Genomic DNA, 24,245 nt, shown 5'->3' on the forward strand with positions numbered 1-24,245 from the left:
GGAGGGGCGGCGGGGGCACTGCGTGCCTCGGTCGAGTGTGCGAGGGCGGCGGCGTCGGCGTTACCCTGTTCAGCGGCCGCGATCATGTGTCACGGCGCGGCGGTGGGGCCCGCCGTACCCGAACCGCGGCGCTGATGCCGCCAACGGTCCCTACTTGCGATGAGGTGTGCCCGGGGGCCCGGGCCCGGCGAGTAGGAGAAGTACGTCATGACCGTCCCGCATCCCGAGCGCGTCGACGAACCGGGTGCCCCCGCACGGCCGACCCCGCACCCCGCGTCCCCCTGGCGCGGCCAGGCCCCGGTCGTGGCGATGGTCTCGCTCGGCGGAGCCATCGGCGCCACCGCCCGGTACGGGGCCGCGCGGCTGTGGCCCGTGGAGACGGGCGGTTTCCCCTGGACCACGTTCTGGGTCAACGTCATCGGCTGTGCGGTGATCGGCGTCTTCATGGTCGTCATCACGGACGTATGGGCGGCCCACCGACTCGTGCGGCCCTTCTTCGGCACCGGTGTGCTGGGAGGGTTCACCACCTTCTCGACGTACGCCGTGGACATCCAGAAACTGGTCGACTCGGGCCACCCCGGAACCGGCCTCGCCTATCTCGCCGCGACCCTGTGCGCGGCGCTCACGGTGGTGTGGCTCGCGGTGACCGCGACCCGCCGCGCCCTGGTACGGAGGCAGCGATGACACGACTGACGGGCAGCGCCCGACGGGTGACGATCTTCATCGGCGAGAACGACGTCTGGCACCACAAGCCGCTGTACACGGAGATCGTGCACCGCGCCCACGCGGCGGGACTGGCCGGGGCGAGCGTCTTCCGCGGTATCGAGGGCTTCGGCGCCTCCTCGCTGATCCACACCTCACGGCTGCTGTCCCTGAGCGAGGACCTGCCGGTGGCGATCGTCATCGTGGACACCGAGGACCGCGTCCGTGCCTTCCTGCCCCAGCTCGACGAACTCGTCGGCGAGGGGTTGGTGGTCCTCGACGACTGCGAAGTCATCCGGTATGCGGGACGCGACGCCGAATCCGGCAAAACGGGCAAGAAAGGTAAGAGGTAGTTGTGAACTGGCTGCTGGTGATCGTCGGCGGAATGGTCGGCGCGCCCCTGCGCTATCTGACCGACCGTGCGGTGCAGACCAGGCATGACACCGTCTTCCCCTGGGGCACCTTCGCGGTCAACGTCGTCGGCTGTCTGATTCTCGGCCTGCTGACCGGCGCGGTCGCCGCGGGGGCCGCGGGTTCCCACCTTCAGCTGTTCCTCGGGACCGGCCTGTGCGGGGCGCTGACCACGTACTCGACGTTCTCGTACGAGACACTACGGCTGACCGAGACCGGCGCGGGGTTCTACGCTGCGGCCAACGTGCTCGTGAGCGTGACGGCCGGGCTCGGTGCGGCGTTCGCGGGTGTCTTCTTCGCCCAGGCGTTGTGGGCCTAGGTGCCGGACGCCACCCGCGCGTAGTAAGACTGTCTACAGCACTGTCGACCAACCCTCCTCACCACCAACCCCTCAGACCTAGAACTGGATCCTATGAGCGTCATCAACGTCGGTCAGGCCGTCGTCCTCGGAGTCGTCGAGGGAGTGACCGAGTTCCTCCCCGTCTCCTCCACCGGCCACCTCAAGATCACCGAGGGGCTGATGAACATCCCGGTCGACGACAAGGCCGTCGTCGGGTTCTCGGCGGTCATCCAGGTCGGCGCGATCGCTGCCGTACTGGTGTACTTCTTCAAGGACATCGTGCGGATCGTCTCCGCGTGGGGCCGGGGGCTGCGCAATCCCGAGGAGCGGCAGCACCACGACTACAAGTTCGCGTGGTGGGTCATCTACGCCACCATCCCGATCGTGATCGTGGGCCTTGCCGCCAAGCCGCTCATCGACGGACCGCTCGCCTCCCTGTGGGTGGTCGCGGGCTCGCTGATCGTCGGCAGTGGTGTGATGTGGGCGGCGGACCAGATGGGACGCCACAAGCGCGGTGAGGACGACACGTCCTTCAAGGACGCGATGCTGGTCGGTTGCTCGCAGATCCTCGCGCTGCTCTTCCCGGGCTTCTCGCGCTCCGGCGCCACGATGTCGACCGCGCTGATCCTGGACCTGGACCGGGTCGCCGCCACCCGGCTCTCCTTCTTCCTCGGCATTCCCGCCCTCACCGGCGCCGGTCTGTACGAGCTGAAGGACGCGCTGGGTACGGGGGTGGGTGCCGCGCCGCTCGCGGTCGGCACGATCGTCTCCTTCGTCGTCGCCTACGGGTCGATCGCCTGGCTGCTGAAGTTCGTCGCCAAGCACTCCTTCAACGCCTTCGTGATCTACCGGATCGTGATCGGTCTGGCACTGTTCGGGCTGCTGGCGAGCGGGACCCTCGCCGGCTGATCGCGGAAACAGCAGCTCACAGGGGGTGCGAAGCCGGTTTACAGGCTTCGCACCCCCTGAATGTTTCTTTTCACTCCCCTTGACAGCCCCCTCTTGTCACCCGCAGGATCACCCCCGTGAACCTGTCAGACAGCCAGACAGGTGGATCGGTACCGCGGCGCGTCAGCGCCATGGAAGCGGTGCTCACCCACCTTCGCAGCGCCATCGAGCGCGGCGAATACGCCATCGGTGACAAACTCCCCTCCGAGGCCGAGCTGTGCCGCCGCCTGGAGGTCAGCCGGCCGGTGCTCCGCGAGGCGCTGCGGGCCCTGCAGGTGATGGGCCTGACCGTGTCCCGTACGGGCAAGGGCACCTTCGTGGTCGCCAACGCGGTCGAGGACCCCACCTTCGGCGACTACGCGGCGAGCGACCTGCTCGAGGTGCGCCGCCACGTCGAGATCCCGGTCGCCGGTTACGCGGCGGTGCGCCGGACCCCGGAGAACCTCGACCACCTGGCCCATCTGCTGGACCGGATGGAGCGGGAGACCGACACCACGGCGTGGGTCGCGATGGACACGATCTTCCACATCGCGGTCGCCGAGGCCTCGCAGAACCCGGTCTTCCGCAGGGTGATCGAAGAGATCCGGGACGCGCTGGCCCGCCAGTCCGCCTTCCTCAACGAGCTCGGCGGGCGGCGCGAACAGTCCAACCGTGAGCACCGGGCGATCGTCGAGGCGCTGATCGACGGCAGTGAACACGACGCGGTCGAGGCGATGTCCCATCACCTCGACCGCGTGGAGACCACCCTCACCGACATCGTGCGCCCCGCGCGTACGGACACCCCCACGGAAGGCGGACCCGAGGCGTGAGCGAGCAGTCCCTCAAAGACGAGGCCACATCGGCCGGCGCACCGGCCGTGCACGTCGACGCCGGAGACGCGGGTTACAGCAAGTCGCTGAAGTCCCGGCACGTCAACATGATCGCGATCGGCGGCGCCATCGGCACCGGCCTCTTCCTCGGTGCGGGCGGCCGGCTCGCCGACGCCGGCCCCTCCCTCTTCGTCGCGTACGCGGTGTGCGGCGTCTTCGCCTTCCTCGTCGTGCGCGCGCTCGGCGAACTCGTCCTGTACCGGCCGTCCTCCGGCGCCTTCGTGTCGTACGCCCGGGAGTTCCTGGGGGAGAAGGGCGCGTACGTCGCCGGCTGGATGTACTTCCTGAACTGGGCCACCACCGGTATCGCCGACATCACCGCCGTGGCCGTCTACACCCACTACTGGGGCATGTTCTCCGACATCCCGCAGTGGGTGATCGCGCTCGTCGCGCTCGCCGTCGTCCTCACGGTGAACCTGATATCCGTACGCATGTTCGGCGAACTGGAGTTCTGGTTCGCGATCATCAAGGTGAGCGCGCTCGTCGTCTTCATGCTCATCGGCATCTTCCTGCTGGTCACCCAGCACCCCGTCGACGGCACCACCCCCGGCCCGTCCCTGATCACCGACAACGGCGGAATCTTCCCCAACGGCCTGCTGCCGATGCTGCTGATCATCCAGGGCGTCGTCTTCGCCTACGCCTCCGTCGAGCTGGTCGGTGTCGCGGCGGGCGAGACGCAGAACCCCGAGAAGATCATGCCGAAGGCGATCAACTCGATCATGTGGCGTGTCGGCCTGTTCTACGTCGGCTCGGTCGTCCTGCTCTCGATGCTGCTGCCCTGGAACAAGTACAGCGCGGGCCAGAGCCCCTTCGTGACCGTCCTGTCGAACATCGGCATCCCGGCGGCGGGCGGCGTGATGAACCTGGTCGTGCTCACCGCGGCCATGTCGTCCCTCAACTCCGGCCTCTACTCCACCGGCCGCATCCTGCGCTCCATGGCGATGTCGGGCTCCGCTCCCCGGTTCACCGGCGTGATGAGCCGCAGCCAGGTCCCGTACGGAGGCATCCTGCTCACCAGCGGGATCTGCGTCCTCGGCGTCGGCCTCAACTTCGTGGTCCCCGCCGACGCCTTCGAGATCGTCCTGAACTTCGCCGCCATCGGCATCCTCGCCACCTGGGGCATGATCATGCTCTGCCATGTGCTGTTCTGGCGGAAGACCCAGCGCGGTGAGCTGACCAGGCCGAGCTACCGCCTGCCCGGCTCGCCGTGGACCGAGATCGTGACGATCGGCTTCCTCGTCTCCGTCCTCGTCCTGATGTACGCCGACGGGGGCGCGGGGCGCACCACCGTGCTGTGTCTGCCGCTGATCGCCGTGGCGCTCGTCGCCGGGTGGTACGGGGTGCGCCGCCGGGTCTCCGGCATCCGTGACGGAGCGGACGCGTGAGCACGAGCATGACGTACGCCGCCTCGATCGCCGCCGCCCCGGTGATCCGCGAACCCCTGCACGCCCCCGTCGCCCACCTCGTCCGCGGCGGAGTCGTCGAAGGCATCCACTACGGCTCGGTGGTCGTACTGGCCGCCGACGGCGGCGTCGACCTCCAGATCGGGGACATCGAGGCCGCGTTCTATCCGCGCTCGGCGCTCAAGCCCGTCCAGGCGGTGGCGATGCTGAGGGCGGGACTGCCGCTGGACGGCGAGCTGCTCTCGCTGGCCGCGGCCAGTCACTCCGGCGAGGAACGGCACCTGGCCGGGACCCGGCGGATCCTGGAACTGGCCGCAGTCACCGAGGACGACCTGCGCAACGTGCCCGACCTGCCGTACGACCCGGTCGTGCGGGACGCCTGGATCCGCGAGGGGCGGCTGCCGTCCCGGCTCGCGCAGAACTGCTCCGGCAAACACGCCGCCATGCTGATGACCGCCCGGCTCAACGGCTGGTCCCTCGACGACTACCTCGACCCGGGCCACCCCCTCCAGCAGGCCATCGCGGAGATCGTCGAGGATCTCACCGGGCAGGCGATCGCCCAGGTCACCGTCGACGGTTGCGGCGCGCCCCTCTTCTCCGTCTCGCTGCACGGGCTCGCCCGCGCCGCCGCCCGGATCACCACCGCACAGGCCGGCACCCCCGAGGCGCGGGTCGCCGACGCGATGCGCGAGCACGCCGAGATGGCGTCCGGCTCCGGCCGCGATGTCGCGGCACTGATGCGGGCCGTGCCGGGGCTGCTCACGAAGGACGGCTTCGAGGGCGTCCAGATGGCCGCGCTGCCGGACGGCCGGGCCGTCGCCGTGAAGATCGCCGACGGGGCCGACCGGGCGCGTGGGCCGGTGGCCGCGGCGGCGCTCGCGCGCGCGGGGGTCGCCCCGGCGTTGCTTGCGGAGTTCGGCTCCGTGCCGCTGCTCGGGGGTGGTGCCGTTGTGGGCGGGCTGCGCCCGGCCCGGGTGCTTGATCCGCTCTCGGGCTGAGCGCGCGACCACGGTCGTGGGGTGCGGTGGCCGGTGCGGGTCCGTTGTGGCTGGTCGCGCGGTTCCTCGCGCCCCTTAGGTTCGTGCGCCTCAGGGCTGGATCAGCGACTCGCCCCTGACCGGCCCGCCCGTACCCCTCACCCAATCCACCCTCACCCCTCCGAAAGAGGACCGCTCAGTCATGACCGTCGCCGTAGCGCACCGCAGTGAACACGATCTGCTCGGGGACCGTGACGTCCCGGCCGAGGCGTACTGGGGCATCCACTCCCTGCGCGCCACCGAGAACTTCCCCATCACGGGAACGTCGATCTCCGCCTACCCGCATCTGATCGAGGCCCTGGCCGCCGTCAAGGAGGCCGCCGCCCGTGCCAACGAGGAACTCGGCCTGCTCGAACCGGAGAAGGCCATGGCCATCGTCGCCGCCTGCCGGGAGATCCGCGCAGGCAAGCTGCACGACCAGTTCGTCGTCGACGTCATCCAGGGCGGCGCCGGCACCTCGACGAACATGAACGCCAACGAGGTCGTCGCCAACCGGGCGTTGGAGCTCCTCGGCCGCGCCAAGGGCGCATACCAGTACCTGCACCCCAACGAGGACGTCAACCTCGGCCAGTCGACCAACGACGTCTACCCCACCGCCGTCAAGGTCGCCACCGTCTTCGCGGTGCGCGAGCTGCTCAAGGCGATGGCCGTGCTCCAGGACGCCTTCGCCGCCAAGGCCTTCGAGTTCCGTGACGTGCTGAAGATGGGGCGTACCCAGCTCCAGGACGCGGTGCCGATGACCCTCGGCCAGGAGTTCTCGGCGTACGCGGTGATGCTCGACGAGGACCGCAGCAGGCTCGCCGAGGCCGTCGAGCTGATCCACGAGATCAACCTCGGCGCCACGGCCATCGGCACCGGCCTCAACGCCCCCGCCGGATACGCGGAATCCGCCCGCCGCCACCTCGCCGCGATCACGGGGCTGCCCCTGGTCACCGCCGCCAACCTGGTCGAGGCCACACAGGACTGCGGTGCCTTCGTCCAGATGTCCGGCGTGCTCAAGCGGATCGCCGTGAAGCTGTCGAAGAGCTGCAACGACCTGCGGCTGCTGTCCTCCGGGCCGCGCGCGGGCCTCAACGAGATCAACCTGCCGCCGGTGCAGGCCGGTTCGAGCATCATGCCCGGCAAGGTCAACCCGGTGATCCCCGAGGTCGTCAACCAGGTCGCCTTCGAGGTCATCGGCAACGACGTCACCATCACCATGGCCGCGGAAGCGGGGCAACTCCAGCTCAACGCCTTCGAGCCGATCATCCTGCACTCCCTGTCCGAGAGCATCACCCACCTGCGCACCGCCTGCCTGACCCTCGCCGAGCGTTGCGTCACCGGGATCACCGCCAACACGGAGGTCCTGCGCGCCGCGGTCGAGAACTCCATCGGCCTGGTGACCGCCCTGAACCCGCACATCGGGTACACGGCCGCCACCGACATCGCCAAGGAGGCCCTCGCCACCGGGCGCGGCGTCGCCGAACTCGTCCTGGAGAAGGGCCTGTTGCCCGCCGAGCGGCTGGCGGCGCTGCTGCGGCCCGAGGTCATCGCGGGCAGCGGAACCCCACAGGCGGTGTGACCCGATGCGCACCAGGACCGGTCCGGCGGCACAATGGTGATCATGGCTGTGTCTTCCTCGTATCCGTCGTCCCCGACCTTCCAGCCGGTCCTGGAGCGCATCGCCACCGAGATCGGGCAGACACCCGGCCGCGGCCGGCCCGCCGACTACATCCCGGCGCTGGCCGCCTGCGACCCCCGGCGCTTCGGCATGGCCGTGGCCGAGCTCGACGGCACGGTGTACGGCGTGGGGGACTGGCGGCAGCCGTTCTCCGCGCAGTCCATCACCAAGGTCTTCACCCTCGCCCTCGACCTGGCCCGTGAGGGCGACGAACTGTGGGAACACGTCGGCCGCGAGCCCTCCGGCAACCCCTTCAACTCGCTGGTGCAGTTGGAGTACGAGAACGGTATCCCGCGCAATCCGTTCATCAACGCGGGCGCCCTGGTCGTCACCGACCGGCTCCAGACCCGTACCGGCGACGCGGCCGGCACCCTGCTGGCCTTCCTCCGTGCGGAGAGCGGCAACGCCGAGCTCACCTTCGACAAGGAGGTGGCCGCCTCCGAGGCCACCCACGGCGACCGCAACGCGGCCCTCGCCCACTTCATGGCCTCGTACGGCAACATCGACAACCCGGTACCGGTGCTCCTCGAGCAGTACTTCCGCCAGTGCTCGATCGAGGCGTCCTGCGCCGACCTCGCCCTCGCCACGGGCTTCCTGGCCCGGCACGGTCTGCGCGCCGACGGCTCCCGACTGCTCACCCAGAGCCAGGCCAAGCAGGTCAACGCGGTCATGCTGACCTGCGGCACGTACGACGCGGCGGGCGACTTCGCCTACCGCGTCGGCCTCCCCGGCAAGAGCGGCGTCGGCGGCGGCATCATCGCGGTGGTCCCCGGCCGCTGCACCCTGTGCGTCTGGAGTCCCGGTCTGGACGAGCGGGGCAACTCGGTGGCAGGCGTGGCGGCCCTGGACCGCTTCACGACACTGACGGGAGTGTCGGTGTTCTGAGTCAGTACGGGGGGGTTCACCCCATCCCGGCTCGGTAGAGCGCCCCGTCAGGGGCGCGGGGCCCTGACAATATGCGGCTCCGCCGCGTGGGCGCGACAAGCCACAATGCACCCGCACCCGACGAAGCACCACGCGGAGGTAACTCTACGGACCCCGCCGGGAAGGCATGACGTCGCTTTCCGGCCACCCGCCCTTGACACGCTTGCCAAGTGTTGGCCAAGGCTCCCCTCGATCTCCGCCGCTGTCAGGCCCTGGGCCTGATCGGCACCGCCTTCCTCGCGCTCGGCGGTGAGACGGCCGGCGCCCTGCCCACGCGGGACTTCCTGGACCCCGGCTCCGCGCGTGCCGTACTGGGCGTGGTCGGGGTCTACTTCGGTGTCGTCCTGCTGATCGCCGCGTGGGTGCTGCTCGGCAAGGTCGTACGCGGTCCCGAGCCGCCGACGCCGCGCGCACTGCTCCTGGTGCTCGCTGCCTGGGCGGCGCCGCTGCTTCTCGCGCCGCCGCTGTTCAGCAGGGACGTGTACAGCTATCTCGCGCAGGGCGCCATGGTCGACGCGCACATCGACGTGTACGCCAACGGGCCCGCGCAGCTCGGCGGGCCGCTCGCCGACGAGGTGGCACCGGTGTGGCAGCAGACCGCGACGCCGTACGGCCCGGTCTTCCTCGCCGTCGCCTCCGCGCTGTCCGGCCTCACCCGCGGGGAGATACCGGCCGGGCTGCTCGGCATGCGCCTGGTCGCGCTGCTCGGCGTCGGCCTGATGGCGGCGGCGCTGCCCCGCCTCGCCCGGCACAGCGGTGCCGATCCGGCCGCCGCGCTGTGGCTCGGCGCGCTCAACCCGCTCGTGCTGCTGCACCTGGTGGCCGGTGCGCACAACGACGCCATCATGCTGGGACTGCTCGGCGTCGGCCTGGTCGCCGCGCGCGGCCGATGGCACCTGCTGGGCGTCGTCCTCATCACCCTCGCCGCCCTGGTCAAGGCGCCGGCCGTGCTCGGCCTGCTGGCGGTGGTGGCGCTGCGCGGGCGTCGCGGAGCACTGCGCACGGTCCTGACCACGACCGGGGTCGCGCTCGCCACCACGGCCGCGGTGACCGCCGTGACGGGCACGGGGTACGGCTGGATCGCGGCCCTGAAGACCCCCGTCTCCCCACACAACTGGTCGCCCACCAGCGTCCTCGGCCGCGCCACCGGCGCCCTGCTGAAGGATCTCGGCAGCGGCCTCGCCCCGCTGGCGATGCCCGTCTGGCACGCGACCGGGCTGGTGGTGACCGTCCTGGTCGTCCTGTTCATATGGCTGCGCCTGCGGCCGGGCCCCATCTACGCGCTGGGCCTGAGCCTGGGCGCGGTCGCCGTGTTCGGTCCCGCGATCCGGCCCTGGTACGCCCTGTGGGGCCTGTTCCTCATCGCCGCCGCGGCGCCCAACGGCTCGGTGCGTCACCGGGTCGCGGCGGCCAGTGCGGTACTCGCGCTCGCCGTACTGCCGAGCGGCGGACCGCCGGACATGGATCAGGTGGTGCTGGCCGTCTCCGGCGGCGCGCTCGCCCTCGTCGTGCTCTGGCAGGCCCGTCAGGCCGCCCGGGCCGAAGAGCCGGCGCAGCCGCCGGTGCTGGGGCGGACGGTATGAGACAACTGGACACCGACGGCCGACGGCTGCTCGGCCTGCTCTCTCTCGCCGTCGCGGTCGGCGTGTTCACCGCGACCGTGCCGCTGCTGCGCGACTGGTTCGATCTGCGCGTCTACTACGGCACCGTCGACGCCTGGGTCCATCACGGCGGCCGCATCTACGACTACTGGGTGCCGGGAACCACGTACGGATTCACTTATCCACCGTTCGCGGCCGTGACCATGCTGCCGATGGCGCTGATCGGGCTGCGCACGGCGATCGCCGTCTCCGTGGTGCTCAATCTCGCGGCGCTGGCGGTCGTGGTGTGGATCCTGGTCGGGCCCGCGCTGCGCCGCTACGGCTGGTACGGCTACGCCCTCACGGCCTGTCTGCTACCCCTGCTCGAACCGGTCCGCGACACCTTCAGCTTCGGGCAGGTCAACCTCCTGCTGCTGGCCCTCGTCCTGAGCGACGCCTGGCTGCTGTCCACCGGCCGGGGACGCCGGGCGGGCGTCGGCATCGGGCTGGCCGCAGCGATCAAGCTCACCCCCGCGCTCTTCATCGGCCTGCTGCTGCTCGGCCGCCGTTGGCGCGCCGCCGGCGTCGCGACGGCCGTCGCCGCGGCGGCCACCGGTCTCGCGGGCTGGGTGGCGCCGGACGCCTCGCGTTTCTATTGGTCCGAGGCACTGTGGGACACCAATCGCATCGGACGTCTCGCCTATGTCTCCAACCAGTCGCTGCAGGGCGTCCTGGCCCGGCTCGCCGCACCGGGCGAACCGAGTCGGGCCGTGTGGGCGGCGACCGCCCTGCTGTTCCTGTGCGTGTGGGCGTGGCGGACCTCGCGGGCGCTGGCCGACGAGGACTGGACGGCCGCGTTCGCCCTCACCGGGCTCGCCGCCTGCCTCCTCAGCCCGATCACCTGGGTGCACCACCTCGTCTGGCTGCTGCCGTCCTTCGCCGTACTGCTGCACCGGCACCGTGCGCGGGTCGCGGCGGCCCTGTACGCGGTGCTGTGCAGCAGCGTGGTGTGGCTCTGGTTCGACGACTCCTCCGGCCTCGACGGATTCCTCGGCAGCAACACGTACACGTGGATCACGCTCGGGCTGCTGCTGTGGTTGCCGGTGGGTCAGTCGCGGGTGGCCCGCACGCCCTTGAGACGCAGAGCGAGGGCCACTCCGCCCGCGCCCAGACCCGCGGCGCCCAGGATCCCGGCCGCCTCCGGCCAGCCGCCGTCGAGGCCGTCCGCGGACCCGGTCCTCGCCTGTACGGGCGAGGCGCCCGCCGCCGGGACGGACCGGCTGTCGGGGAGCGATCCGACGGGTTCGACGTGCCCGGCGGCCGCGAAGCCCCAGTCGAGCAGCGAGCGGGCCTCCTCGTACACCGTGGTGCCGCCGCCCGCCTGAGGGTTCATCACCGAGACGACGAGGGTGCGTTTGCCCCGGTGCGCGGCGGCGACGAGCGTGTTGCCCGCGTTGGTGGTGTAGCCGTTCTTGACGCCGATCAGGCCCGGGTAGGGCGCCACCCCGTCGGCGCCGGTCAGCAGCCGGTTGGTGTTCTGGATCTCGTACGGGTAGCCGTCGCCGGGGAAGGTGGCCTCGGCGGTGGAGCAGTAGCGCGCGAACTCCGGGTTGCGCAGGCCGGCCCGTCCGAAGACCGCGAGGTCGTACGCCGACGAGACCTGGCCCGGGGTGTCGTAGCCGTCGGGCGACTCGACATGGGTGTCGAGGGCGCCCAACGAGCGGGCCTTGGCCTGCATCCGGACCGTCGTCCGGTGCCAGCCGCCGTTCATCGCGGCCAGTACGTGCACGGCGTCGTTGCCGGAGTTGAGGAAGACGCCGCGCCACAGGTCGGACACGCGGTAGGTGTGCCCCGCGGCCACGCCCACCAGGCTGCTGCCGTCGCCGATGCCCTCCAGTTCCTCCTCCTTGACGGTGTGCTGGATGCCGCCGGGCAGCGCCGGGAGCACGGTGAGCGCGAAGAGGGTCTTGAGGGTGCTGGCGGGCGGCAGCTTGAGGTGCGCGTCGTGCGCGGCGAGCACCTCGCCGGTGCCTGAGTCGGCCACCACCCACGACAGCGCCGAGATGTCCGGCAGTGCCGGGGCGTCGGACCGTGTGCGTACCTGCGTCCCGGCCCGCTGGAGGTAGGGCGTCTGGGAGGCCATGGGTCTCGGCAGGTCCGTACCGGGGCGGGCGAAGGCCTGACTCGGCGCGAGGGCCAGTGCTCCGGCCACACAGAGGGCGGAGCAGGAGAAGGCGGTCAACGAGACGACCATCCGGGATGGGAATCCGATTGTCATACCGTCAACGTAGGAACGGAGTCGCCGTGCGCCGGGGTGCCAGGCCTGAGGGAGGGGATGCAGTACCCGGATGCCACATGCGGAAGAGGTCCGGGAGGTCAGGCGCGGTGGGTTCGGGGTGGGATCAGGCGGTGGGCAGGGTCGGCTGGACCTGACGCAGGAAGGTCGCGTTGTCCGGCGTGGCGCGCAGCCGCTCCAGGAGGGTTTCCAGGGCGGCCTGGGCGTCCCGAGTCTGCAGGGCGCGTCGCAGGCCGCGTACGGCTGTCAACTCGGCCCCGGGCAGGAGCAGTTCCTCGCGACGGGTGCCGGAAGGGGTGATGTCCACGGCCGGGAACACACGCCGTGACGCGAGGGTCCGGTCGAGGCGGAGCTCCATGTTGCCGGTGCTCTTGAGCTCCTCGAAGAAGTAGTCGTCGGCGCGGGAGCCGGTCTCCACCAGGGCGGTGGCGAGGATGGTGAGCGAGCCGCCCTCCTCGGCGAGGCGCGCGGCGCCGAAGAACCGCTTGGGGCCGTGCACCGCGGCGGCGTCGACACCGCCGCTGAGGGTGCGGCCACCGGAGGCGGCCGCGTTGTTGTGCGCGCGGCACAGCCGGGTGAGCGAGTCCATCAGGATGATGACGTCCTCGCCCTGTTCGACGAGCCGCTTGGCGCGCTCGACGACGAGCTCGGCCAGGGCGATGTGCTGCTTCGGTGTCTTGTCGAAGGTCGAGGCGTAGACCTCGCCGCGGACGGAGCGCCGCATGTCGGTGACCTCTTCGGGCCGCTCGTCGAGGAGCAGCACGATCAGATGGCATTCGGGGTGGTTGCCGGCGACGGCGGCGGCGAGCTGCTGGAGCAGTACCGTCTTGCCGGTCTTGGGCGGGGCGACGATCAGACCGCGCTGGCCCTTGCCGACGGGGGAGACCAGGTCGACGACGCGTCCGGCCATGCCGCTCGCCGGGTGCTCCAGGCGGAGCCGGTCGCGCGGGTGCAGCGGGGTGAGGTCGCGGAAGTGCGGGCGGCGGCGCAGCTCTTCGGGGGTGCGGCCGTTGATCCGCTCGACCTCGGCGAGGGCGCGGGGTCCGCCGCGTACGCCTTCGACGGTGTCGCCCTTGCGCAGGCCGTGACGGCGGATCAGCGCGGCGGAGACCTGGATGTCGGTCGGCGTGGGCAGGCAGCTCTCGGCGGCGCGCAGGTACCCCTGCCCGTTGTGCGCGATGTCGAGGACACCGGTGGCGTGGGCCGGGAGCTGCTTCTGTACGGGAGGGTGTTCGAGTGTGGTGGTCATGAGAGGTGGTCCTTTCGAGGACGGATCCATGAGGTCATGAAGAAGGGAGGGGGTGTGCCGGGGGGAGGCGGCGTGCTCACGCCTCGGTGCGGCGGGGAAGATCACCTGAAGGAGCTACGGCTGACCGTGCTCGGAAGGTGATGTGAAGAAGCTGGTCGCCCGATCGGAAAAGCGACGGGCGTGTCAGCGAAAGAGGGAGACCCAGCACCGGCGCCCGAGACGGGGCGTACACAAGTGCTGACCGCACACTACCACGGCTTGCGGCGGAGCGGCTGTGATCTGTCTCTCAACGGCTCGCCAGGAGGCCGTACAGCAGCGGAATGCGCGGCTCGCCCTCCGGCAGGCGCCACCAGCCGGACGGCGTACGGACCATCTGCGGCCAGCGCGGCCAGGGAAGCTCGTCGCTTTCCCGGAGCCGGCGGATGCCGAGTCCCGCTGTGGTCAACGCGTTGATGACCTCGTCCATTCCGTGCATCCACTCGTAACTGTCGGTCGCGCCCTCGACGGCCGGTCCGTCGGTGTACGTGTAGGTCGCGTTCCGGTGCACGGCGTCCCGGCCGCCCAGGTAGTCGTGGCGCAGCAGCAGTTCGGTGCCCTCGCCCTCGGCGGGCTTGGGGCCCAGCGCGTTGAGCAGCGGATGGAACTCGGCGATGTACAATCTCCCTCCCGGGCGCAGCAGTCGAGCGACGACGGCGGCCCAGCGGTCCAGGTCGGGCAGATAGCACAGGGCGCCCTTGCCGGTGTAGATCACGTCGAACCGCCGCCCGTCCAGGGCCTCGACGGCGTCGTACACATTGGCCCGTACGTACGTCACGTCGGCGCCCGCCCGTGCCGCGATGTCGGCCGCGGCCGCCACGGACGCCTCGGAGATGTCCAGGCCGACGGTCCGCGCGCCGCGCTCGGCGAAGGCGATGGTCTCCGTGCCGAGGTGGCACTGGAGATGCAACACGTCGAGGCCGGCCAGGTCCCCGAGGTCCTCCCATTCGAAGGCGGCGAACCAGCGCGCCGGGTCGGGCTTCTCGCTCAGCCTGTAGAACCGACTGGCGAGATGGACGGGGGTCCGCGCGTCCCAGTTGGCCTGGTTGGCCCGCATCATCCGCTCGTGCTCGTCGGTCATGGAACCATCCAACCGTGGACGGCGGCGGATCCGGGGGAAGAACCGCGGATCGGCGCGTACGCCATCGCTGTCGGTCACGGGGGCGAGCGGGCAGAATCCTTCGTCGTAACGGCTCGCAGCGCTTGCGCCCGACTCCCCGCGCCCATAAGGAGATCTCCGGTGGACACCTCTCCCGTCACGCCGCACCGCATGGACCCGGCCGGTGGCTGCCCGCACGCCGACAACGCGCGGCTGCTCGAGCGGAGCGCCGTCGCGGCGGTGGTGCTGCCCGGCGAGGTGGAGGGCATGGCGGTGCTCGGGCACGAGGCGTTGAAGGAGTTCCTCGCGCATCCCGAAGTCGCCAAGGGCGCCGAGCACTTCACCGAACTGCGGGAGGGGCGGATAGCGCCGGGGTGGCCGCTCGCGACCTTCGCGACCGTCCGCGGGATGACGACCGCGGACGGCGAGGACCACCGGCGGCTGCGGTCGCTCGTGAGCAAGGCGTTCACCGCGCGCCGGGTCGAGGAACTCCGGCCCCGGATCGAGGAGTTGACGGCGAGGCTGCTCGACGACCTCCGGGCCGCGGCCGAGCGGGACGGCGGAGTCGCCGATCTGCGGCGGCATTTCGCGATGCCGCTGCCCATGGGGGTCATCGGGGAACTGCTCGGGGTGGACGCGGAGCACCGCGACCGGCTGCACCACCTGTCGAACCAGGTGGTCGCCACCGACATCGGCCCCGAGAAGGCCCTGGCGGCCAACCGTGAACTCGTCGCCGTGCTCGCCGCCGTGGCCGTCGCGCGGGGCGAGCGGCCGGGCGACGACCTCACCAGCGCGCTGATCGCCGCCCGGGACGAGGAGGGCGACCGGCTCAGCCAGGAGGAGCTGATCGGCACCCTGGTACTGATGATCATCGCGGGGCACGAGACCACACTCAATCTCCTCACCAACGCCGTACGGGCGCTCTGCGGCCACCGGGACCAGCTGGAGCTGGTCATGAAGGGCGAGGGCGGGGTGGGCTGGGCGGACGTGGTCGAGGAGACCCTGCGCTGGGACGCGCCCGTCAGCTATTTCCCCTTCCGCTATCCGGTGCGGGACCTGACCGTCGACGGCACGGTGATTCCCAAGGGGACGCCCGTGCTGGCCGGTTACTCGGCGGCGGGGCGCGACCCGTCCGTGCACGGCCAGGACGCCGACCGCTTCGACGTCACCCGGCCCGGCAGGTCCGGCGCGGCCCGGCACCTCTCCCTCGGGCACGGCGCCCACTACTGCCTCGGTGCCCCGCTGGCGCGCATGGAGGCGACCATCGCCCTGGAGCGGCTGTTCACCCGCTTCCCCGACCTCGACCTCGCCGTGACGGAGGCGGAACTCTCCCGGCACTCCAGTTTCGTCGGCAACAGCGTGCGGGCACTTCCCGTACGGCTCGGCACCTCCCGCGGCTGACCGTATGCATACCGCCGTACGACACCGCGCCGCATACCAGCCATACGACACCGCGATGCCCCCGCGCCGACCCTTTTCTTGTTCTGGGCAATGGCCGTCCCTACGCTGCCAGCACCGCACACCGGCGGTACTGGACAAGGGACATGGCAATCATGGGTCGACTGGCCGGAAAAATCGCTTTCATCAGCGGAACGGGGGCCGGAATAGGGCGGGCCGCGGCCCAGGTATTCGCCGCGGAAGGCGCCACCGTATTCGGCTGCGACCTCGATGCCGACGCCGCCGCGGAAACGGTGGAACTCGTCGAGAAGGCCGGCGGTGTCATGCGGTCCCGCGCCCCGGTGGACCTCTCCACCGAGGCGGGCGCCCGCGAGTGGATCGACGCGGGGATCGACGCCCTCGGCGGGATCGACATCCTCTACAACAACGCCTCCGCACTGCGGAACGGGCCGTTCGCGACCATGCCGGCCGAGGACTGGTACTTCACCATCAAGAACGAGCTCGACATCCCCTACTTCTGTACGCAGGCGGCCTGGCCGCACCTGATCGCCCGCGGCGGCGGAGCCGTCCTCAACGTCGCCTCGGTGGCCGCCGTCCGGGGCGCCCCCTTCATGCCGATGGTCCCGCACGGCGCCGCAAAGGGCGGGGTGCTGGCGATGAGCAAGCACCTGTGCGCGGCCGGCGCCCCGCACCACATCCGGGTCAACACCATCGCCCCCGGTATGACCCGCACGTCCGCGACCGCGCCCTTCCTCGACGACCCCGACGGACCGAAGGCGCAGCTGGAGGCGCGGATCCCGGTGGGCCGGGTGGGGGAGCCCGAGGACATCGCGCGCGCCGCCGCCTTCCTCTGCTCCGACGAGGCGGCGTTCGTCAACGGCGCCAACCTGATGGTCGACGGTGGCGACAGCGCGATGGCCGGCTGAGCACCGGTGACCGTCCGACTCGACCACGTGGGCGTCAACGTACGCGATCTGCCCGCCCAGACCAGCTGGTACCAGGGGGCATTCGGGCTCAGGGCCGTCTTCGAGTTCACCCTCGAAGGACCCGGTCTGAGCGCCGTCGTCCTCGAACATCCGCACGGCTGGCGGATCGAGCTCCTCGCCAGGCCCGGATCCGCGCCGGGGCTGCGGGCCCCGGACCCGCTGACCGCCGCCCTCACCGAGGGATACGGGCACTTCGCGGTCACCACCGCGGAACTCGACCCCGTCTACGCGGCCTTGGTGGCGCACGGAGCGGGCGAGGCCATGAAACCGGGTCCTTCCCCCGAACCCGGTATTCGCATGGCCTGGGTCACCGACCCCGAGGGAAATCTCATCGAACTCATAGAGAAAAACGCAGAGTGAGGGCACGCACGATGACGGATTCGATCTCCACGACCTCTTTGAAGAAACTGGACCTCGGAACACTCATAGCCTGCTGTCTCGCAGTCGCCGCCGCGCAACTGTGCATTACCGTTCCGTCCCCCATCAATGGTGAAATCCAGGCCGCCTTCGGGGCGTCCGGTTCCCAGGTCGCCTGGGTCACGTCCGCCTTCATTCTCCCCACCGCCATTCTTGAACTGAATTTCGGTGTGGTCGGAGACCTCTTCGGCCGCAAGCGACTGCTGGTGCTCGGCGGCCTCGTCCTGGCGCTCGGTGAACTCCTCAACGCCACCTCCCAGAACATCACCATGATGTGGACCGGACAGGCATTGGCCGGTATCGGAGCCGCGGCGCTCTTCCCCAGTTCCCTCGCGGTCATCGCGGCCGCCACCCCCGACGGGAAGGACCGTGCCAAGGCGGTCTCCACCTGGGCGCTCAGCATCTCCCTCGCCTCCGCGGTGGGACCGCTGTCCTCCGGGGTGCTCGCCACGGTCGCCGACTTCCGCTGGGCGTTCGTGCCGCCCGTCGTCCTCGGTCTGGCGGTCGCGGTCACCTGCTGGAAACTGGTCACCGACTCCAAGGCCCCCGAGGGCCGCGCCCTGGACTGGCCGGGCCAGATCACCATCGCCGTCGGCCTCACCGCCCTGCTCTGGGGCATCATCGAGGGCGGCGACCGCGGCTGGGGCAGCGCGGCCATCGTCGGCTCGCTGGCCCTCGCGGCGGTGGCCCTCGTCGGCTTCGTCGTCGCCGAGACCCGCGCCGCCTCGCCCATGTTCAACCTGGACCTGCTGAGGATCCCGTCCTTCGCCGCCGCGGCCGTCGTCGCCCTGGCCGGCATGTTCGGCTTCATCGGCACCGCGTACTGCGTCTCCATCCGCCTCGGCGCCGTGATGCACCTGAGCGCACTGCACGCCGGCATGCCGTTCGTGATCCTCCAGCTGATCCCGCTGCTCCTGGCGCCGGTGCTCAGCAGGATGCTCACCCGCGTCGACGCCCGCTGGCTTCTGATGGGCGGACTGCTGCCGATGGCCGCGGGACAGTTCTGGATCGCCGCGCTGCCCATCACCACGACCTCCCTCGCCGCCTTCATCGGCCCGGTGCTGCTGCTCGGCATCGGCTTCATCTGCGTCGTCTCCTCGCTGACCTCGGCCGCCGTGAACGCCGTACCGATCCACATGACCGGCATGGCCAGCGGCGCCACCAGCCTGGTCCGCGAGTTCGGCCAGGGCCTGGGACCTGCCGTCATCAGCACCATCGCGATGAGCGCCGCGTCCTCCGCCCTGGTGGGCAAGCTGGGCGGCGCGGACGCCGGCATGGAGGCCGCCGCGGGCCCGCTCGCCGTCGTCAACGCGGGCAGCGACAGCGCCAGGGCCGCCGCGCAGACCGCGCTCGGCCACGGCATGGCCATCGGCGTGGTGATCTGCGGCTGTGCCTCCCTGCTCGGCGCGCTGGTCACCCTGCTGCTGGTGCGCAAGAACACCGCCCGAGCGGCGGTCGGCGCCGGCGGTGAGCCGTCGGTGCGGACGGCCACCGCGTAACGCGGGTCGTCGCGAAGAGGCCGGGGCCAGGGGCCCCGGCCTCTTCGTGCGCCCAGGGTGTCGATTCGGTGCGGTCCTGTTCGTCGGTGGGGTGTAGGAAGTTCATGAGCACCGGGAGGAACCATGAAATACATGCTGCTGGTCTGCGGCGACGACACCGCCGACGCCTCGGGCATGGCCCCCGTCGAGCCCTGGGTCGAGGAGCACGGCGCCCGCAGCGGCGTCCGGCTGCACGGCCACCGGCTCCGGCTCCCCGCCGATGCGGTCACCGTGCGGGTGCGCGGCGGCGAGGTGCTGCGCACCGACGGGCCGTTCGCCGAGACGAAGGAGTACGTCGCCGGGTACGACATCCTCGACTGCGACAGCCTGGAGGAGGCCGTCGAGGTGGCCGCGCAGCACCCCGTGGCGGCCGTCGGCGCCATGGAGGTGCGCGCCTTCTGGGACGACGAGGACGCCGAGACCGAGATCCGCCGGCTCGACGCGGAACTCACCGCCGCCGGCCGGGATCGGGACTTCGACCGGGCGATGGCCTGCTACGCCCCCGACGTCGAGGTGTTCCATCCCGTGAGCGGTCTGGAACAGGGTGGCGTCGAGGCCCTGCGCAAGGCGGAGGAGCTGTGGTTCTCCACCCTGAGCGGGCCCGTGCACCGCGAGGTGTCAGACTTTCGCGTACGGGTCGACGAGAGTGTCGCCTTCAGCCACGCGCTCGTACGGATCCGCGCCACGCTCGCCACCGGTGAACCGCTCGACACCACCGCCCGGGTGACCACCGGCTACCGCGCCGCGGGCGACCGCTGGCAGATCGTCCACCAGCACACCTCGATCCCGTTCGACACCGGCGTCACGGAGGGCTTGTCATGAAGTATGTCCTGTTCATCTGCACCCCCGTCGGCGGCGAGGAGCTGAGCCCCGCGCAGATCGCCGACGACCCCCGCTTCACCTCGTACATCGACGAGGTCCGCAGCCGCGACATCGTCAAGGGCGGCGCACGGCTGCGGCCGTCCACCGACGCCACCACCGTGCGTGTCCAGGGCGACGAAGTCCTGCTCAGCGACGGGCCGTTCGTGGAGTCCAAGGAGTACGTGGCCGGCATCGACATCGTCGAGGTCGCCGACCTCGACGAGGCCATCGCGCTCGCGTCCCGGCATCCGGCGGCGCTGGGCGGCGGCTCGGTCGAGGTGCGGCCGGTCTGGGAGTGAACGACATCGGCGACGTGAAGGCGGCGGTCGCCGCCGCCTTCCGCGAGGAATGGGGCCAGGTCGTCGCCACCCTGATCCGGGTGACCGGCGACTGGGACCTCGCCGAGGAGTGCGCGCAGGACGCCTTCGCCCAGGCCCTGGACCGGTGGCGGCGCGACGGAGTGCCGCGCCGCCCCGGCGCCTGGCTGACCACGACCGCACGCCACCGGGCCCTGGACGTATTGCGTCGCGAGGCGGTGGGCGCTCAGAAACTGCGGGAGGCGGCGGTGCTGGCACGGGACGACGGGCCCAGCGACCCGGAGTACGACGGCGACGACAGCGGCGTCCGGGACGACCGCCTGCGCCTCATCTTCACCTGCTGCCACCCGGCGCTCCCCATCGAGGCCCGGGTGGCACTGACCCTGCGCACCCTCGCCGGGCTCACCACGCCCGAGATCGCCCGCGCCTTCCTCGTGCCCGAGGCGACCATGGCGCAGCGCCTGGTGCGCGCCAAACGGAAGATCCGCAACGCCGGCATCCCCTACCGCGTACCGCCCGCCCATCTGCTGCCCGAACGCACCACCGGCGTCCTCGGCGTGGTCTACCTGCTCTTCAACGAGGGGTACGCCGCCACGTCCGGCGCCGACCTGGTGCGTACGAACCTCTGCGCGGAGGCCATCCGGCTCGCCCGGGTCCTGGCCCGTCTGATGCCCGACGAACCCGAGGTCCTCGGTCTGCTCGCCCTCCTGCTGCTGCACGACGCCCGGCGCGCGACCCGGGTGGACGCGGCCGGCGAACTGGTGACGCTGGAGGACCAGGACCGTACGGCCTGGGACAAGACCGCCGTCGACGAGGGCGCCGCCCTCCTGGAGACCGCCCTGCGCCGTGGCCGCCCGGGGCCCTACCAGATCCAGGCCGCCATCGCCGCCTGCCACACCACCGCCGCGACGGCCGAGGACACGGACTGGGCCGACGTCGCCGCGCTGTACGGGGAACTGGCGCGCTTCGTGCCCTCCGCCGTGGTGCGGCTCAACCGTGCGGTAGCGGTGGGCATGTCCGAGAGCCCGGAAGCGGGGCTGGCGCTCGTCGCGGAGCTGGAGCGGGAGGGCGAGCTGGACGGCTACCACCTGCTGCCCGCCACCCGCGCGGATCTGCTGCGCCGCATGGGACGCCCGGCGGAGGCGGCCGAGGCGTACGACCGGGCGCTGGAGCTCGTGGAGAACGCCGCCGAGCGGCGCTTTCTGGAGAAGCGGCTCGCGCAGTGCCGATCGGCGTAGGACCCGTCCGCGGCGACCGTCCCCGGGGCCCGGGGGTCACACCGCGTCGAGCGCGTTCGTGATCGCCTTCACGCCGCCGTGCGCGGAGTAGCCGCCGTCCACGGTGATCTCGGCGCCGTTCACGTAGGACGACTCGTCGGAGAGCAGATACATGACCAGCGGAGCGACCTCCTCGCAGCTGCCCGGGCGGCCCTGCGGAGTCATCGAGAGGTGCGCCCGCGTGAAGACCGGGTTGGCCGTCGCCATCAGGGGCGTCTCGATGTAACCGGGGTGGATCACGTTCGTACGGATACCGCGCGGCGCCAGTTCCAGCGCGGCCACCTTCGACAAGCCCCGCAGCGCCCACTTGCTCGCCGTGTACGCGACCGCGTGATGGGCGGTGAGACCGGCCACCGAGCCGACGTTCACGATCGAGGACCCGGGGGGCATCAGCGGGGTGAGGGCCTGGATGCCGAGCATCGGGCCGGTGGTGTTCACCGCGAACGCCCGGTTCCAGTCGGCGAGTTCGACTGCGCCGAGGCGAGCCCGCAGGGGGATCCCGGCGTTGTTGACGAGCCCGTGCACGACCTCCAGGGAGGTCGCCAGGGCCGCCCAGTCGTCCGGGGACGACACGTCCAGGTGGTGGTAGCGCACGTCGAGGCCGTCGGCGCGCAGGGCGGCGGCGAGCTTCTCGCCGGGCTCGTCGAGGACGTCCGTGGCGACCACCGAGGCCCCCTCGTGGGCCGCCGCCGCCACCTCCACGGCTCCCTGGCCCTGTGCGGCTCCGGTGACGACGACGGTACGACCGGCCAGGCGCGTGCGGCTCACGGCTTCCTCCAAGGGGGCGGGGGTTCGCTCCCCACGCTAGGAAGCGGGGGCCAGCTCCGGAAACGCGCGTTCGCCATGGCTGGCATCCACGTCGACGATCTCCGCGGTCACGGGATCGTCCAGCGACGCGCCCACCTTGCGGACCGTCTCCCGCAACCACCGGTGCGCGGGATCCGCGTGCCGGTTGTGGTGCCAGTACATGGCCTCCACGAGCGGCACGTCCGGGAACGGCGTCGGTACGACGGCGCAGCGGGCGAAGCCCTCGTAGCGCCGGGCGAGCCGCTCGGGCACCAGGGCGACCAGGTCGGTGCCGCTCACCAGGAACGGCAGCACGTTGAAGCCGGGCGTGCTGACCTGCACCCTCGGCGTGATGCCGAGGGTCTCCAGCTGGCGGTCGGCCGGTGTGAGCTTGCCGATGCCGCACGCGGCGTGCGGCATCTCCGCCAGGTCGCGCAGGGCGAGCCGCCCGTCCACCAGTCGCGGGTTGTCCGGGTCGACGAGACACACGAACCGGTCGTGCATCACGGCCTCGCTGACGCCCGGCAGCTGGTACCCGAGCGGCACGATCATCAGGTCGTGACAGCGCAGATGGGTCTCCGTCTCCAACTGCCCGTCCACGATGGGGTGGAAGTCGATGCGGACGCCCGGCGCCTCCTGCGCGATGGCCCGCAGCAGCGGCTCCACGAACACCGTCATCACATAGTCCGACATCACCACCGAGAAGCGCTGCCGGCTGCGTGCGGGCTCGAAGTGCCGGGTCAGCGAGAGCGCCTCCTCGGCCTTGTGCAGGGAAGCCTGGACGACGGGCAGCAGGCGCTCCGCGAGCGGCGTCAGCTCGTACTCGCGCCCCACCCGCACCAGCAGCTCGTCGTTGAAGTGCCGCCGCAACCGGGCCAGCGAGCCGCTCATCGCGGACTGGCTGGTCGACAGCCGCACCCCCGCGTGGGTGACGTTCTTCTCCTCCAGGAGGGCTTCCAGCGCCACCAGGAGATTCAGGTCGATCGCTCCGAGACCCATGTGTGTCTCCTTCCGGCCGCGTCGTTGAAGCTCGGTGAAACGGGAGCGTAACGACCGGGTTCCCGCCGAGGAAGGGCCGGGAGGCAACTCACAGGGATCCGATGGCAACCATCGGATCCCTGGATGTGTGCAGGTCGAAAGGGGTACGGAGGGCTACGGCCGGGGCGTCCGGCCGCGCTTGCGGGCCCGCGGCAGATACACCTCCGTGCGCCCGGGGACGATCCGGTTGGAGACGGTGCCGAGGCGCTCCACGGTGAGCGTCACCTCGTCGCCGGGCTTCAGGGGCGGCGGCGTACGTTCCCCGACGCGTCCCCAGAACTCCGCGAGCGCCCCCCAGCCGCAGGTGCCCGAGCCGAGGATGTCGCCGGGGCGCACCCAGGCGTCACGGGCGGCGTAGGCGACCATCTCCTCGAAGGTCCAGGAGACGTTGGCGAGGGTGTCGCGGCCGATCAGCTCGCCGTTCAGGGTGACCGTCATCTCCAGGTCGAGGAAGCCGTCCGGGTCGCGCCGGTCCGCCACCTCGTCGGCCGTGACCAGGTACGGGCCGAGGGTGTTCGCGAAGTCCTTGCCCTTGGAGAAGCCGAGACCGAGGTTCTTCTCCGGTTTCTGCAGATCGCGCGCCGACCAGTCGTTGAAGACGAGATAGCCGACGATGTGCTCGCGGGCCCGCTCGGGCGTGAGGTCTCGGCCCGCGCGGCCGACGACCGCGCCCACCTCCAGCTCGAAGTCGAGCACCGAGCAGCCCGCCGGGACGGGAACGTCGTCGTGCGCGCCGTAGGCCGCGTGCGGGTTGGTGAAGTAGAAGTTCGGCGCCCGGTACCACTCCTCGGGCACCTGATCCAGACCGTCCAGCGACTTGGCGACCCCCTCGATGTGCGCCTCGAAACCGACGAAGTCCCGGATGGACGGCGGCTTCAGCGGGGTCAGCAGGCGTACCTGATCCACCGTCAAGTCGCTCTCGACGGACAGCGCTTCGCTGCCCGCGGCATGCAGGTCCTCCTGCTCGACGAGCGACAGGACGGTCGTGCCGGGCGGCAGCGGATGGATGACCCCGGCACGGACGACCCCGGCGCGCTCCACGCCCTCGTACGCGTATGTCGTGAACCGCATGC

Annotated in this window: 23 protein-coding genes and 1 pseudogene; 18 read left to right on the forward strand and 6 right to left on the reverse strand. The window is 71.1% G+C overall.

The features are described 5' to 3' along the window. Positions 1 to 207: 207 nt before the first annotated feature. From crcB (ACZ7M3_RS02465) to ACZ7M3_RS02515, 11 genes are all read left to right on the forward strand, one after another. The gene (crcB, locus tag ACZ7M3_RS02465; protein ID WP_472060053.1) at positions 208 to 684 is read left to right on the forward strand and encodes a fluoride efflux transporter CrcB; all 477 of its coding nucleotides are present in this window, start codon (positions 208 to 210) and stop codon (positions 682 to 684) included. After that, on the forward strand, positions 681 to 1,055 hold the full coding sequence (locus ACZ7M3_RS02470) for a DUF190 domain-containing protein (protein ID WP_472060054.1): 375 nt from the start codon (positions 681 to 683) through the stop codon (positions 1,053 to 1,055). Before crcB (ACZ7M3_RS02465) ends, ACZ7M3_RS02470 begins: the two co-directional genes overlap by 4 nt. Positions 1,056 to 1,057: 2 nt before the next feature. Continuing rightward, entirely contained in the window at positions 1,058 to 1,432 is a 375-nt protein-coding gene (gene crcB, locus ACZ7M3_RS02475; RefSeq protein ID WP_472060055.1) for a fluoride efflux transporter CrcB, read from the forward strand. A 93-nt stretch (positions 1,433 to 1,525) separates the two neighbouring features. Further along, on the forward strand, positions 1,526 to 2,362 hold the full coding sequence (locus ACZ7M3_RS02480) for an undecaprenyl-diphosphate phosphatase (RefSeq protein ID WP_067373235.1): 837 nt from the start codon (positions 1,526 to 1,528) through the stop codon (positions 2,360 to 2,362). 170 nt (positions 2,363 to 2,532) lie between these two features. Beyond that, positions 2,533 to 3,210, forward strand: coding sequence for a FadR/GntR family transcriptional regulator (locus ACZ7M3_RS02485; protein WP_095856265.1), 678 nt, complete (start codon positions 2,533 to 2,535; stop codon positions 3,208 to 3,210). Next, positions 3,207 to 4,655 (forward strand): amino acid permease, encoded by a 1,449-nt coding sequence (locus ACZ7M3_RS02490; protein WP_472060056.1) that lies wholly within the window; start codon positions 3,207 to 3,209, stop codon positions 4,653 to 4,655. The genes ACZ7M3_RS02485 and ACZ7M3_RS02490 overlap by 4 nt, the downstream gene beginning before the upstream one ends. An 8-nt stretch (positions 4,656 to 4,663) precedes the next feature. Next, entirely contained in the window at positions 4,664 to 5,671 is a 1,008-nt protein-coding gene (locus ACZ7M3_RS02495; RefSeq protein WP_472061000.1) for an asparaginase, read from the forward strand. A 181-nt stretch (positions 5,672 to 5,852) separates the two neighbouring features. Beyond that, positions 5,853 to 7,271: an aspartate ammonia-lyase gene (gene aspA, locus ACZ7M3_RS02500; protein WP_388518768.1), complete on the forward strand. Its 1,419-nt coding sequence runs from the start codon at positions 5,853 to 5,855 to the stop codon at positions 7,269 to 7,271. A gap of 33 nt (positions 7,272 to 7,304) precedes the next feature. After that, positions 7,305 to 8,255 (forward strand): glutaminase, encoded by a 951-nt coding sequence (locus ACZ7M3_RS02505; protein ID WP_472060057.1) that lies wholly within the window; start codon positions 7,305 to 7,307, stop codon positions 8,253 to 8,255. A gap of 209 nt (positions 8,256 to 8,464) precedes the next feature. Next, a complete protein-coding gene (mptB, locus tag ACZ7M3_RS02510; protein ID WP_472060058.1) occupies positions 8,465 to 9,877 on the forward strand; it encodes a polyprenol phosphomannose-dependent alpha 1,6 mannosyltransferase MptB in 1,413 nt (470 codons plus the stop codon). Next, the gene (locus ACZ7M3_RS02515) at positions 9,874 to 11,259 is read left to right on the forward strand and encodes a glycosyltransferase 87 family protein (protein WP_472060059.1); all 1,386 of its coding nucleotides are present in this window, start codon (positions 9,874 to 9,876) and stop codon (positions 11,257 to 11,259) included. The genes mptB and ACZ7M3_RS02515 overlap by 4 nt, the downstream gene beginning before the upstream one ends. Positions 11,260 to 11,270: 11 nt before the next feature. Here the strand turns inward: ACZ7M3_RS02515 and ACZ7M3_RS02520 are convergent. The 3 genes and pseudogenes from ACZ7M3_RS02520 to ACZ7M3_RS02530 all read right to left on the reverse strand — a co-directional run. Then, positions 11,271 to 12,152, reverse strand: a pseudogene (locus ACZ7M3_RS02520) (D-alanyl-D-alanine carboxypeptidase family protein); the annotation flags it as partial. A gap of 124 nt (positions 12,153 to 12,276) precedes the next feature. Next, entirely contained in the window at positions 12,277 to 13,419 is a 1,143-nt protein-coding gene (gene rho / locus ACZ7M3_RS02525; protein WP_472060060.1) for a transcription termination factor Rho, read from the reverse strand. Positions 13,420 to 13,705: 286 nt separating this feature from the next. Continuing rightward, positions 13,706 to 14,536 (reverse strand): class I SAM-dependent methyltransferase, encoded by an 831-nt coding sequence (locus ACZ7M3_RS02530; protein WP_472060061.1) that lies wholly within the window; start codon positions 14,534 to 14,536, stop codon positions 13,706 to 13,708. A gap of 189 nt (positions 14,537 to 14,725) precedes the next feature. Here ACZ7M3_RS02530 and ACZ7M3_RS02535 point away from each other — a divergent pair, with 189 nt between their 5' ends. The 7 genes from ACZ7M3_RS02535 (at position 14,726) to ACZ7M3_RS02565 (ending at position 21,309) form a co-directional block, all read left to right on the forward strand. Further along, a complete protein-coding gene (locus ACZ7M3_RS02535) occupies positions 14,726 to 15,955 on the forward strand; it encodes a cytochrome P450 family protein (protein WP_472061002.1) in 1,230 nt (409 codons plus the stop codon). 143 nt (positions 15,956 to 16,098) lie between these two features. Then, positions 16,099 to 16,878 carry an SDR family NAD(P)-dependent oxidoreductase gene (locus ACZ7M3_RS02540; protein WP_472060062.1) on the forward strand — a complete coding sequence of 260 codons (780 nt, stop codon included), beginning with the start codon at positions 16,099 to 16,101 and terminating at the stop codon, positions 16,876 to 16,878. Between the two features lie 6 nt (positions 16,879 to 16,884). Continuing rightward, entirely contained in the window at positions 16,885 to 17,298 is a 414-nt protein-coding gene (locus tag ACZ7M3_RS02545; protein WP_095856274.1) for a VOC family protein, read from the forward strand. 11 nt (positions 17,299 to 17,309) lie between these two features. Continuing rightward, on the forward strand, positions 17,310 to 18,854 hold the full coding sequence (locus tag ACZ7M3_RS02550) for an MFS transporter (RefSeq protein WP_472060063.1): 1,545 nt from the start codon (positions 17,310 to 17,312) through the stop codon (positions 18,852 to 18,854). Positions 18,855 to 18,977: 123 nt separating this feature from the next. Continuing rightward, positions 18,978 to 19,715 carry a nuclear transport factor 2 family protein gene (locus ACZ7M3_RS02555; protein WP_472060064.1) on the forward strand — a complete coding sequence of 246 codons (738 nt, stop codon included), beginning with the start codon at positions 18,978 to 18,980 and terminating at the stop codon, positions 19,713 to 19,715. Continuing rightward, the gene (locus ACZ7M3_RS02560) at positions 19,712 to 20,053 is read left to right on the forward strand and encodes a YciI family protein (protein ID WP_097226666.1); all 342 of its coding nucleotides are present in this window, start codon (positions 19,712 to 19,714) and stop codon (positions 20,051 to 20,053) included. Before ACZ7M3_RS02555 ends, ACZ7M3_RS02560 begins: the two co-directional genes overlap by 4 nt. 5 nt (positions 20,054 to 20,058) lie before the next feature. Then, positions 20,059 to 21,309 (forward strand): RNA polymerase sigma factor, encoded by a 1,251-nt coding sequence (locus ACZ7M3_RS02565; RefSeq protein WP_472061004.1) that lies wholly within the window; start codon positions 20,059 to 20,061, stop codon positions 21,307 to 21,309. A gap of 36 nt (positions 21,310 to 21,345) precedes the next feature. Here the strand turns inward: ACZ7M3_RS02565 and ACZ7M3_RS02570 are convergent, their stop codons facing one another. From ACZ7M3_RS02570 to ACZ7M3_RS02580, 3 genes are all read right to left on the reverse strand, one after another. After that, positions 21,346 to 22,116: an SDR family NAD(P)-dependent oxidoreductase gene (locus ACZ7M3_RS02570; protein WP_472060065.1), complete on the reverse strand. Its 771-nt coding sequence runs from the start codon at positions 22,114 to 22,116 to the stop codon at positions 21,346 to 21,348. 36 nt (positions 22,117 to 22,152) lie between these two features. Further along, a complete protein-coding gene (locus tag ACZ7M3_RS02575) occupies positions 22,153 to 23,133 on the reverse strand; it encodes a LysR family transcriptional regulator (RefSeq protein ID WP_472060066.1) in 981 nt (326 codons plus the stop codon). 153 nt (positions 23,134 to 23,286) lie between these two features. Beyond that, positions 23,287 to 24,243: a fumarylacetoacetate hydrolase family protein gene (locus ACZ7M3_RS02580; RefSeq protein WP_472060067.1), complete on the reverse strand. Its 957-nt coding sequence runs from the start codon at positions 24,241 to 24,243 to the stop codon at positions 23,287 to 23,289. Between the last annotated feature and the right edge of the window lie 2 nt (positions 24,244 to 24,245).

The organism is Streptomyces sp. NPDC111656, from assembly GCF_055656965.1.

Coding starts and splice junctions, on each gene's coding strand:
- crcB (WP_472060053.1), top strand. CDS start 208: ATGACCGTCCCGCATCCCGAGCGCGTCGACGAACCGGGTGCCCCCGCA.
- ACZ7M3_RS02470 (WP_472060054.1), top strand. CDS start 681: ATGACACGACTGACGGGCAGCGCCCGACGGGTGACGATCTTCATCGGC.
- ACZ7M3_RS02480 (WP_067373235.1), top strand. CDS start 1,526: ATGAGCGTCATCAACGTCGGTCAGGCCGTCGTCCTCGGAGTCGTCGAG.
- ACZ7M3_RS02485 (WP_095856265.1), top strand. CDS start 2,533: ATGGAAGCGGTGCTCACCCACCTTCGCAGCGCCATCGAGCGCGGCGAA.
- ACZ7M3_RS02495 (WP_472061000.1), top strand. CDS start 4,664: ATGACGTACGCCGCCTCGATCGCCGCCGCCCCGGTGATCCGCGAACCC.
- aspA (WP_388518768.1), top strand. CDS start 5,853: ATGACCGTCGCCGTAGCGCACCGCAGTGAACACGATCTGCTCGGGGAC.
- ACZ7M3_RS02505 (WP_472060057.1), top strand. CDS start 7,305: ATGGTGATCATGGCTGTGTCTTCCTCGTATCCGTCGTCCCCGACCTTC.
- ACZ7M3_RS02515 (WP_472060059.1), top strand. CDS start 9,874: ATGAGACAACTGGACACCGACGGCCGACGGCTGCTCGGCCTGCTCTCT.
- rho (WP_472060060.1), bottom strand. CDS start 13,419: ATGACCACCACACTCGAACACCCTCCCGTACAGAAGCAGCTCCCGGCC.
- ACZ7M3_RS02530 (WP_472060061.1), bottom strand. CDS start 14,536: ATGACCGACGAGCACGAGCGGATGATGCGGGCCAACCAGGCCAACTGG.
- ACZ7M3_RS02535 (WP_472061002.1), top strand. CDS start 14,726: ATGGACCCGGCCGGTGGCTGCCCGCACGCCGACAACGCGCGGCTGCTC.
- ACZ7M3_RS02540 (WP_472060062.1), top strand. CDS start 16,099: ATGGCAATCATGGGTCGACTGGCCGGAAAAATCGCTTTCATCAGCGGA.
- ACZ7M3_RS02550 (WP_472060063.1), top strand. CDS start 17,310: ATGACGGATTCGATCTCCACGACCTCTTTGAAGAAACTGGACCTCGGA.
- ACZ7M3_RS02555 (WP_472060064.1), top strand. CDS start 18,978: ATGAAATACATGCTGCTGGTCTGCGGCGACGACACCGCCGACGCCTCG.
- ACZ7M3_RS02560 (WP_097226666.1), top strand. CDS start 19,712: ATGAAGTATGTCCTGTTCATCTGCACCCCCGTCGGCGGCGAGGAGCTG.
- ACZ7M3_RS02575 (WP_472060066.1), bottom strand. CDS start 23,133: ATGGGTCTCGGAGCGATCGACCTGAATCTCCTGGTGGCGCTGGAAGCC.
- ACZ7M3_RS02580 (WP_472060067.1), bottom strand. CDS start 24,243: ATGCGGTTCACGACATACGCGTACGAGGGCGTGGAGCGCGCCGGGGTC.